Origin of the sequence: Streptomyces poriferorum, assembly GCF_019399235.1 — a bacterium.
Lineage (GTDB): Bacteria > Actinomycetota > Actinomycetes > Streptomycetales > Streptomycetaceae > Streptomyces > Streptomyces poriferorum.
On record NZ_JAELVH010000063.1, the window covers coordinates 17,581 to 27,448 of the forward strand.

Sequence of the window (9,868 nt, forward strand, 5' to 3'; positions counted from 1 at the left end):
GCGGATCAGACCTCCGTCGCGTCGGTGGGCTCGCGCAGAGCCCCGGCGATCAGGGTGAGCAGGCGGTGGAGTTCGTCGAGGTGCTGACGGATGTCGGGCGGGGTGTAGTCGCTGTTGAGGGCGCGGGCGATCTGGTTGACGTTGACGCCGGTGCGGTTGAGGGCGCGCAGGACCTGGGCACGGAACATGTGGGTGCGGCGTCGATCCTCGGACAGGGGGAGGTTCGCGGTGAAGCGGCCGTCGAGGAAGGCGAGGACGATGTCGGCGGCGAACCCGGATTCGCCCTTGTAGCCGTGCTCGGCTGCGGCCTCGCGCAGGCTGGTGTGCTCGTCGTCGGTGAAGCGCATGGGGCCGACGCGCTTGGTGCGCTTGTCGCCGGTGAACCGACGGATCGTTGGCTGGACGCTCTGCACGGCGGGGTCGCTGACGGCGGGGGTGTCGGTGTGCGTCGGGCGGAGGATCGTTTGCTGGGTGGCGTGAAGCGTGTCCGGGTCGGGGCCGCCCTCGGTCACGGCCACCTGGTCCGGCGCCCCCTGGCGCTGGGACGTCTCCGCCACCCCCGGGGCAGAGACCCCCGAAGACCGGCCATGAGTCGGACTCGGGGTACTACTGGCTCCGCCAGGAGCAGCCCGTCCGAACGCCCGCCGCACACGTTCTGTCAGCGTAGGCGACTTCGTCAGTGTCAGCGGCGATCCGATTTCGGAGTCGGGGTGGTGCGGGTCGTGGGTCACGGATATTGCTCCGGAGTAGCGCGGGAGGGATGGCGGCATGCGGGGGCACGGCTACGGCCGTAGGCGGTAACGAGCGATCAGGCGGAGGGGCGGGGCACGCTCTGACCGGTGGCCGGAGGAGTTCCGGCCACCGGATGGCGGGCGATCAGCTGACGTTCCGATCGGCGCCGGGTTCCGACCGGAGGATTTCCATGACTTCGGTCAGCCTCTGGCCGCCGACCGTGTGTCCTTTGTCCCGTATGGCCTGTTGGACGATGCCCCGTGTGAGCTTGCGCTTCTCCGCCGCGGCGATCCGCCCGATCTCGACCAGTTCCTCGACCGTTGCGCTGACCGGTCGGCCGCCTCGCGGAAGGCTCTTCGAGATTCCGGGCAGCGCGTTCCGGGGGCCGGATGCGGTGGCTTGTGATTGTCCGGTGGGCGCGGGCGGTACGGCAGGCGATTCCGGCGTCTCGCCGGAACCGGTGGCGGGCCGGTCGGAAGCTCGGTCGACCAGTTGGTGAATCTGCCGCATCAGCACTCCGAAAGCCAGCAGGGCTGCGGTCGGGGGAACCGCCGCGACCACGTAGTCGAGTAGGGGTGCGACGCTCTCGTTGCCCGTGCCGCTCACCCCGGCGACGTTGAGCGCAATGGATCCGGCCGACCCGATGGCGGTCAGACCGACCGCCCACCAGTCGGTCACCCGGCGAAGGCCGGCGCGGAGCATCAGCAGTTCGCCCGCGACGATGAAGGCGTCCAGGGTCGCGGGCCAGGCCCATTGCCGGACAGGGGAGCTTCCCAGCCCATGCTGTCCGGCGACCTGGGCAAGGTGGGCGTAGGAGAGCCAGAAGCCGCCGGCGGTGAGGGCGATGATGACGGTTCCGGCCGCGGCGAGGGCGTATCGCTCGGCACCGTGCTGGGGCGTTGCTTGCCGCCTCTTGTCCTGGGCGCGGGGCATCGCGTGAGTGTGCCGGGGGGTGTCGTGGGGTGTAGCGGGTGTGGTCATGCGGGGTTCTCCGGGATGGTTCTGCGGAGGCGATCACGGCGTTCACGAAGGGGGCGTACACGTGAGCCCCCTTCTAGAGGGGGGCTCACGCGTGAACGCTGGCGTGCGTGTACGGCGTGAACGATCGCGTGATCGTCTGACCTGGGGTTTTGTGCTTGGCGTGTACGCCTGCGGTGAGGCGTGCGCCGGTGCGCGGGGGAGGGGTGCGTGTACGCCCTCGTGTACGGTCCCGGCGTTCGGCGATCAGGTCAGGAGACGGCGCCGATATGGCGGACTGAGGCGCGGTAGCGGGCTTGCTGGCCGCCTCCGGTGCCGCCTGCGGTCCCTTCGGCCTTGCCTGCGAGTCCGGCCCTGACGAGTCGGTCCAGGGTGCGCCTGGCTTTCTCGGTGGCCGAGCGCTCGGGGTTGTTCTGGCCGCTTTGGATCATGGCGAGTTCGCGCACGGTCAGGCCGTCGGGGCGCTGTCGCAGGATGGCGACTGGGTCGAGGGCAGGGTCGAGCGTCGAGATACCACGTTCGTGGTCGTGGATGACCTGGAGGGGGCCCATCTCGCCGGTGGGTGTTTTGAGGTGATGCAGGGTGACGGCGAGGTCGCCCGCTTCCCCGGCGATGAAGAGGACGCTGCCTGCGCCGGAGGTGATCCAGGTGGAGCCGTAGACCCGGTCCAGGGTGGGCTTCTGGGCGCGTGGGGCGCCCTCGGTGGCCTTGCGCTGGTGGTGGAGTTCCATGATCTCGACGCCGTTGCGCATGGCTCGCTGGCGGGCGTTGTTGTAGGCGACGCCAAGCGCGTCGTCGACCAGGGTGCTCACCGCGTCCTTGAGGCTGTCGATCACGATGGTGTCGGCCTGGTGAGCGGCGGCGAGGTCTGCCAGGAGGTCGGGCTCCTTGTCCAGGCTGGCGGGCAGAGGTCCCTGCCACACAGCGAGCCCGTCGCGCAAGCGCTGCTCGTGTTCGGGCCCGATGCTGCGGGCCATGGCGCGGGCGATCTGCTTGTACCGGTCCAGCGCCAGGTACAGCACCCGTCGGCTCGGTGCGACCGGCATGTCCAGGACGCTGTCCGCCAGACCCAGGCGGGCGAGGATCACCTGGTGAGCCAGGGTGGTCTTTCCTACGCCGGGTGCTCCCACGATCATCAGGCTCTCGCCGGATGACCAGGCCGTCTGCTCCCGCGTGCCCCACAGCGGCTCGGTGTCGGCACCAGTCTCGGTGACGAAGAGCCATCCGTCGGTGATGAACCGGGAGAGCCGACCCTGTCCCGAGGCGAGTGCACGCTCGCGCTCGATGCGGACCTCCGACTCCACCTCGCTGCGGATGGCGTCCGGGTCGGCGCCCGGCTCCATCGCGCGCTGGGCGGTCCGGATGCCGGAGGCGCGCAAGCGACGCAGGTCGGCCAACCTGCGCACGATGCCGGCGTAGTAGGCGGCGCCGCTCGTCGAGGGCACGGCGTCGGCCAGCTGGTGGACGTACACCACACCGCCGACCCGTTCCAGGTCGTCCTGGGCGCGCAACTGGTGCGACAGGACGATGGGGTCGGTCGGCTTGTCCTCGCCGTGCAGAGCGAGGATGGCGCGCCAGACCGTCTCGTGCGCGGGGCGGTAGAAATCGGCCGCGTCGAGCAGTTGGCGCACTTCGTCGATCACCGCGGCCTTGTGCATGCAGGCTCCCAGCACGGCGGCTTCGGCGTCGACGTCGTGCGGCGGAACCGCGGTGAGGTCGCCCGCCGTGGGCTGGCCGCCGGTTCCCGCGAGGTGTGGCGCGTTCGGCCGCGGTTCGTCCATACTGGACATTGAGCTCCTCAACTTGCGGGCCGTACGGGACGGCGAATCCCAGGCCACGCGGGTCAATCGTTCAGGGATGGGCGGTTACGAGAGTTCGTGCTTGGCCCCCGACGTTCGTAGCGTCGGGGGCTTTTTGCGTTCACCCCCGTTCGAGGGCGGACGTCTACAGTACCTGACGCTTTCGGAAGCGCAACGGTTGCATTCGGTTCCGGAATGGTGTTTAGTTTTCACCATCGCCCCGGCTGTCCGTCGGGCCCCGGCAAGGAGGTGCAGTGATGAGCAGTGACGAAGGCGCCTCCCGCGCGGGGCCGGATCGGCCGCTGGCCGAAGATCACGTCGCGGAGCGCATCAAGCTCGAACGCGAGGCTCGCGGATGGAGCACGGTCACCCTGGCCGAGCGAATGGCAGACGCCGGCCACCCGGTCAACCAGTCCGCGATCTGGCGCATCGAGAGCGGCAAGCCCCGCCGCCGGGTCAACCTCGATGAGGCGCTCGGCTTCTGCAAGGTCTTCGACCTGACCTTCGACGAGCTGACCAGCCCCCCTGGCCAGCTCGCCAACCCGCTGGTCCGTCGTCTCGTCGGCGACTACGTCGCGAGATGGAAGGAATGGCGGGCCCTGGGCAAGGACATGCGCCGGATCCAGGACGAACTCGCGGCGTACACGGACGCCAACCCCAACCAGGAAGACATGGTCAAGGCTCTGCTGACCCACGAGCTGACCATCGCCTCGAATGGCGAGTTCCATCACCACCTTGGAGCGCCAACTCGGCTTCGCAGCTACCTCGGCGAGCGCATGGACACGCCGTCCGAACAGAGCTGACTCGGCTCCTCGCTGCTACGAACAGCGAGGGCTTGCCGCCTCCGGTTCCTTCTCTTCACGCCCATCCCTGAACGACTTGCCGGCCCATCGGGATTCGCCGTCCCTTGGCCTGCCAGGAGAGGACCCTCCCTTGCACCGCACCGAACTGCCGCTTGCCCAGATAGCGGACCTGCTGGACGTCCCCGAGGCCGACCTGCGGAGTCTGCTCTCTGAACGACGTCCCGCCGCAGTCGACACCACCCTCGTGGCCCTCACCGTTGCTGAGGCCGCGCGCCGGATCGGTATCGGCCGAACGAAGCTGTACGAGTACGTCACCTCCGGCGAGATCGCCTCGGTGAAGATCGGCAGCTTGCGCCGTATCCCAGCAGAGGCGGTGAACGATTTCCTGGCCAGGCGCCTCACGGCCAGCGACTTCGGGGCCGCAGCATGACCCGGGCCGGGACGGCGAAAGGCCGTCAGCCCAATGGCGCCTCATCCATCTACCTCGGCAAGGACGGTCGCTGGCACGGCCGCGTCACCGTCGGCGTCAAGGACGACGGCACGCCGGACCGGCGCCACGTCAGCCGCAAGACCCGCGCGGAGGTCACCAAAACCGTCAGGGAGCTGGAGCGGCAGCGCGACAAGGGTGCGGTACGCAAGGCTGGCCAGAGCTGGACGATCGAGACCTGGCTCGCCCACTGGGTCGAGAACATCGCAGCGCCGAACGTCTCCGAGAACACCATCGACGGCTACCGCGTCGCGGTGCACCACCACCTCGTCCCCGGCCTGGGCGCCCACCGCTTGGAGAAGCTGGAGCCGGAACACCTGGAGCGCTTCTACAAGAAGATGCAGGAGTCCGGCAGTGCCGCCGGCACCGCCCACCAGGTACACCGCACCCTCCGTACCGCTCTCAACGAGGCAGTGCGTCGAGGGCACGCCATCCGGAATCCAGCGACGATCGCGAAGGCCCCGCGCCTCGAAGAGGAAGAAGTCGAGCCGTACTCCGTCGAGGAGATCCAGCGCCTCTTGGCGGAGGCCGGGAAGCACCGCAATGCGGCCCGCTGGGTCATCGCCCTGGCCCTCGGTCTCCGGCAGGGCGAGGTCCTCGGTATGCAGTGGGCTGATGTCGATTTCGAGCTCGGAGTCATCCGCGTCCGACGGGGCCGCCTGCGGCCCCGCTACGAGCACGGCTGCGGCAACCGCTGCGGGCGCAAGCCCGGCTTCTGCCCGCAGAAGATCAACGTCCGACGCGAGACCAAGAGCGTGAAGTCACGGGCCGGGCAGCGGCCTATCGGTGTTCCGGAGGAACTGATGGACCTGCTCCGCCGGCACAAGGAGGAGCAGGTCCGAGAGCGTGCTCTCGCTCGGGACCTCTGGACGGAGAAGGGGTACGTCTTCACCTCGCCGGTCGGCGAACCCTTGAACCCGAACACCGACTTCCACCGATGGAAGGACCTGCTGAAGGCTGCGGGGGTGCGCGACGGCCGCCTTCACGACGCCCGCCACACCGCGGCCACTGTCCTGCTCATCCTCGGGATCTCCGACGCTGTCGTCGACGCGATCATGGGATGGGAACCTGGCAAGTCCGCCCGAATGCGCCGCCGATACCAGCACTTGACCGGCCCGGTGCTCCAGCAGACCGCTGCCAAGATCGGTGGACTGCTCTGGGGCACTCCCACTGTCGCGTCGTCCGATGGAATTCGCGTCTCTGACTTGAGCCAGCGCACCGCCCCGGCGGAGTTGACGGTCTACGTCGCCCGCCTCGACGCGAGCCTCGTACCGTTCCTCCGCCGCGAACATGCCGACGCCCTGGTCAAGCAGTGGAGCACCGAGGGGCCAGATCGTACCGCTGCGGTCGAGGAGTGGAGTGGAGGCAGGTGGGAACGCGAGGGATCCGGAAGTGTGCGGGACATCCGCGACCGCATGGCTGACCGCAGGGTCATCTTCCATGCCCAGGCGGTCTTTCTGCCTGGTGGTGAGAGGCTGAATACTGACCGTTCCGAGAAATGGTCGGTGTCTGCTTGGGAATTTGAGACCGACTCCTACACGGATATGTCAGTCCGTTGGCACGTCACACGCCGTCCCGGCCGGGAGGTCGAGGCTCTGGTCCGGGGCACGGACAGGGGTGCTGTCGAGGCGGCCTTCGCTGAGGCGTGTGCGCAGGCACTGAACCGGGCGAAAGATCCTGGCGGCTGCGGAGAAATTCTCTAAATTGTTGTCATGGCTGCTCCCCGACGGTCTAACGGTCGGGGAGCAGCCATGACGAATTTAGATAGAGGAGAAACGGTCACGCTTCGTCTGTTCCCGGCACGACTTGATACCAGGCAAGTTCGTGATGGGGTTCGTCAGCAAACCAAGCCCAGGTTTCGGAAGCGAGATCCTTTAGACGTTTTCTGGCCGCTCCGTCGTTGCGCGACCAAAAAGCAGTCAGGAACGAGCACCTGTCCGCCTTGATGCCTTGCTGATCAGCCCATTTGAGCAGCGCTTTTCGGCGTGCAGTGGTTACTGCTCCGTCAGTTGCAACGGCCTCGATGACCCAAAACTGGACGGGATCTGACCCCACGTCGGCCATCAGCACATCAGGAAGGATGTTCTTTGCGTCGATCTTGATGCCTAGCGTCTGTAGGAGCTTCTCATCTCCAACATGAACTTTGTCGCCTGGCTCGGATATCGCGAGAACTACCGGTGTCTGTAGGCGAGCCACGGACCACGTTTCGATGGCGCCCTTGATGATCAGTGATGAGATGCCTGCCGCTAGTTCCCGTGTAGCGCCGCCGCTGTTCGGCAGATTGACTGTGACCGCATGCTTCGTCGTCTCTGCCTTAATCGCCAGATGAGCCTTTAGGCGTGCACCCTTTTCGAGGTGCTTGTCGCGCCACTTCTGTGCAGCCTGCTCCATATCCTCGTCAGGCAAATCTGGATCGAAAAGGTCCGCGAAGTGATCCAGAAGTGACCAGCAAGGCCGACTGCTGGAGGTAGGCAGGTCCAAGCGTCGTCTGATTGCGTCGTGCTCGCGCCACTCGCGGAAGGTCTCGTCGCGAAGTGTCTCGCGTGAATTGTCTCTATAAGAGGGCTGGAACGGTACGCCCCACGATTCGTGCAGCGTAACGACATGCTTATGGTTCTTTGCTGCCGCTTCACGCCAGATCTTGCGATCCTCGTCGGAGTTGTGCGTGAGCGCTTCCTCGGACATCCACAGCACCGTAGTGGGGCGAGCCCAATGTACGGACTGTACGTCGTCATCCACGTTACATACTGCGTCGATGTGAATTAGTGCAGTCACGGCCATAGCGGCCAGGGGGGACGAGAATACAGCGTCGAAGGCCGCCCGCGGGAAGATGATTCTCAGGCGTCGCTCGGCTTCCTCCGGGCTGATTGGCTTCCTCAACTCAGGCTCCCTTGGGCCGGTAAGCGGCGGCAACAGCAGCCTCCAACGAAGCGCCCTCCAAATCATTCCACGTGCGCACTATTTCTCGATCAGGCAAGGGAATTGACTCCAATTCGTAGGCGCTCAGCGCGACAGATCCCGAGATGCTGCGAATGACACGGTCCAACGTCTTTGTAGCCAGCAGGCGTGTCATGGCTTCTGGAGTGAGCACGGGATCGGTGACAGTAGGACGCAAAACATTGACGTGGTTCTCGACGGTCACGCGGCCGTGGAGACCGTCAAGGGCCTCTTGGCTGAGGTGCGCAGCGATGAGTCGCCGGGTCTGCTCAGGTGCGGTCGTACGTTGGACGAGTACGGCTGGCGTATCCAGCACCATCACCTTTTGGTCTGAGGCCGCAGTCAGGGCGAGATAGCGCATCGTGTCTCTTGCTGGATCGCGATGTAGTGCCCCGCCGTCGATGTCAGCAGCCCAGATGACGTGGGAACGAGTTGTTCCCCAGGCGGGGTACAGGTCGTTGCTGCGCCGGTTCCAGACCAGTGGTCCGGTAGAAGCCCTCCACCCAAGTGAGGCTAGTGAAGTCGTCATCGCCGAAGCCGCTGCCGCGATGGGCGCATCGTCAGAGCGGCGCGGAAGTACCCAAGGCTCGCCTGTCCTCTGGACCTTCACCGAGGCGATGGTGGTTTCGGCGCTTCCTAGGCTGGTGATCCGGGTCTTCTGCCGCCGGCGGCGCTCGAAGACGGCGAGGCAGGTCTCCTGCAGCACGGAAGTGAATACGCCGCTGCGGTCTTCCACGAAGGTGACAGCGCTCATCCCCGCCTCGCGTCCCAGATGGGCACGCAGGTTGGAAAAGTAGCGTCCGCTGGTGAAGCTTGTCGGTACAAGAGCCGCTGCGACCCCGCGCTCATCAAGCGACTCGACAGCTGTGGCCATGAACAGGCCGTAGAGATTTGCGTGTCCGTACAGCACATGCGCGTACCGGTCGCGCTCACCAGGGGACAGGCGCACGCGGCCATAGGGCGGATTCATCAGGACGACGCGGGCAGGCTTCCCGGAGGAACCAAGGCCGTCGCCTACATGAGCAAGCACTGGCAGGGGACTGCGTAGATCACGAGGGATACGAGCAAGGGTGGGGAGCATTTCAGCAGCCAGGACGACGTTGGCCACCCAGACAGCGGCCGGATCCGTGTCGATCCCCTCAATGAGGTCCTGAAGGCCCGCAATGGCCTTCGCCGGGTCAGCTTCGTGCGAGGCGCGCAGATGCTCACGTAGGGGGGGCAGAAGCAGGGCGCCGGCACCGCAGGCCGGGTCGCGCACCAACCCGGGGAGTAGTTGCTTCCTCGGAGACATGCCCAGGCTCTTGCGCGCTAGCGCCCATAGGTGCGAGGCGAGCTCGGGGGGCGTGTAGTGGCGGCCGTGGCGTGAGCGCGTCGCTGGCGATAGGGCCTCGACGTAGGTGGCCCCCACCTGCTCAGGGGTGAGGGAGTTCCAAGCGCCCCCGAGGGGCGGCTCAAGGGTTAGGTCTACGGGCGCCTGAGCCTCAATGGCGTAGCCAATGTCCAGCCATGGGCCGTCGAGGCCGACTGCGGATGCCTGGACTCGCCACCAGGCTGGGATGGTACGGAGTACGGCGATGGCTGCAGCTGTTAGTTCAGCAGGACAGCTGTCCGCTACCTCGATACGGGAGCCGCGCGAGCCGAGGGGCCTTGCCAGGGAGGCTCCCTCCACGGCTTCTGACACGGCCGAGGCGACGAGCAGTTCCGGCATGTAGCAGCGCTCCTTCAGCGGGTGGGGCTCGGCGCCACACTATCCATTCAGATCATTGATGTCTGGGGATCGTTGCGAAGCGCTGGGCTGGCCAGACTCGCAGGTGTCACTGTCACTGGGCTGTTGGTGCGGCCACGGCTGCCGGGGGTGGCTGCCGTACCCACACCTCGCGGCGGTCCCAGGTCACGGGCTCGTCCAACTGAGACCAAAACTGAGACCACCAACGTCGAAGGGCCCCACCGCAAGCGGTGGGGCCCTTCGACGTATTGCCCGGTGAGAGCAATGGCGGAGGATACGAGATTCGAACTCGTGAGGGGTTGCCCCCAACACGCTTTCCAAGCGTGCGCCCTAGGCCACTAGGCGAATCCTCCGGGGCAAACAATACAAGACGTTGAGGAGTGCTCGCGAACCCGTTCCGCCCCGG

General features: G+C 66.4%; 7 protein-coding genes, 1 tRNA gene and 1 pseudogene. 3 read left to right on the plus strand and 6 right to left on the minus strand.

Annotated elements, in window-relative coordinates; translation table 11 throughout:
* Positions 1-5: 5 nt before the first annotated feature.
* The 3 genes from JGS39_RS41665 to JGS39_RS14055 form a co-directional block, all read right to left on the minus strand.
* Positions 6-557 (minus strand): MobC family plasmid mobilization relaxosome protein, encoded by a 552-nt coding sequence (locus tag JGS39_RS41665; RefSeq protein ID WP_219569288.1) that lies wholly within the window; start codon positions 555-557, stop codon positions 6-8.
* 319 nt (positions 558-876) lie between these two features.
* Positions 877-1,665 carry a DUF2637 domain-containing protein gene (locus JGS39_RS14050; RefSeq protein ID WP_219569290.1) on the minus strand — a complete coding sequence of 263 codons (789 nt, stop codon included), beginning with the start codon at positions 1,663-1,665 and terminating at the stop codon, positions 877-879.
* 296 nt (positions 1,666-1,961) lie between these two features.
* Positions 1,962-3,491: a DnaB-like helicase N-terminal domain-containing protein gene (locus JGS39_RS14055; RefSeq protein WP_264302853.1), complete on the minus strand. Its 1,530-nt coding sequence runs from the start codon at positions 3,489-3,491 to the stop codon at positions 1,962-1,964.
* Between the two features lie 275 nt (positions 3,492-3,766).
* Here JGS39_RS14055 and JGS39_RS14060 point away from each other — a divergent pair, with 275 nt between their 5' ends.
* From JGS39_RS14060 to JGS39_RS14070, 3 genes and pseudogenes are all read left to right on the plus strand, one after another.
* Positions 3,767-4,312, plus strand: a complete 546-nt coding sequence (locus JGS39_RS14060; protein WP_219569292.1) for a helix-turn-helix transcriptional regulator — start codon at positions 3,767-3,769, stop codon at positions 4,310-4,312.
* A gap of 130 nt (positions 4,313-4,442) precedes the next feature.
* Positions 4,443-4,742 (plus strand): helix-turn-helix domain-containing protein, encoded by a 300-nt coding sequence (locus tag JGS39_RS14065; RefSeq protein WP_219569294.1) that lies wholly within the window; start codon positions 4,443-4,445, stop codon positions 4,740-4,742.
* A pseudogene (locus tag JGS39_RS14070) lies at positions 4,739-5,968 on the plus strand (tyrosine-type recombinase/integrase); the annotation flags it as partial. The gene JGS39_RS14065 and the pseudogene JGS39_RS14070, both read left to right, overlap by 4 nt.
* A gap of 610 nt (positions 5,969-6,578) precedes the next feature.
* Here the strand turns inward: JGS39_RS14070 and JGS39_RS14075 are convergent.
* The 3 genes from JGS39_RS14075 to JGS39_RS14085 form a co-directional block, all read right to left on the minus strand.
* On the minus strand, positions 6,579-7,484 hold the full coding sequence (locus tag JGS39_RS14075; RefSeq protein ID WP_236063738.1) for a BsuBI/PstI family type II restriction endonuclease: 906 nt from the start codon (positions 7,482-7,484) through the stop codon (positions 6,579-6,581).
* 196 nt (positions 7,485-7,680) lie between these two features.
* A complete protein-coding gene (locus JGS39_RS14080) occupies positions 7,681-9,444 on the minus strand; it encodes an Eco57I restriction-modification methylase domain-containing protein (RefSeq protein ID WP_236063739.1) in 1,764 nt (587 codons plus the stop codon).
* Positions 9,445-9,727: 283 nt separating this feature from the next.
* Positions 9,728-9,815 (minus strand) — tRNA-Ser (locus tag JGS39_RS14085).
* Between the last annotated feature and the right edge of the window lie 53 nt (positions 9,816-9,868).

Bases quoted from the DNA above. Each gene is read 5' to 3' on its own strand.
- JGS39_RS14060 (WP_219569292.1), top strand. From the start codon at position 3,767: ATGAGCAGTGACGAAGGCGCCTCCCGCGCGGGGCCGGATCGGCCGCTG.
- JGS39_RS14080 (WP_236063739.1), bottom strand. From the start codon at position 9,444: ATGCCGGAACTGCTCGTCGCCTCGGCCGTGTCAGAAGCCGTGGAGGGA.
- JGS39_RS14055 (WP_264302853.1), bottom strand. From the start codon at position 3,491: ATGGACGAACCGCGGCCGAACGCGCCACACCTCGCGGGAACCGGCGGC.
- JGS39_RS14075 (WP_236063738.1), bottom strand. From the start codon at position 7,484: ATGTCCGAGGAAGCGCTCACGCACAACTCCGACGAGGATCGCAAGATC.
- JGS39_RS14050 (WP_219569290.1), bottom strand. From the start codon at position 1,665: ATGCCCCGCGCCCAGGACAAGAGGCGGCAAGCAACGCCCCAGCACGGT.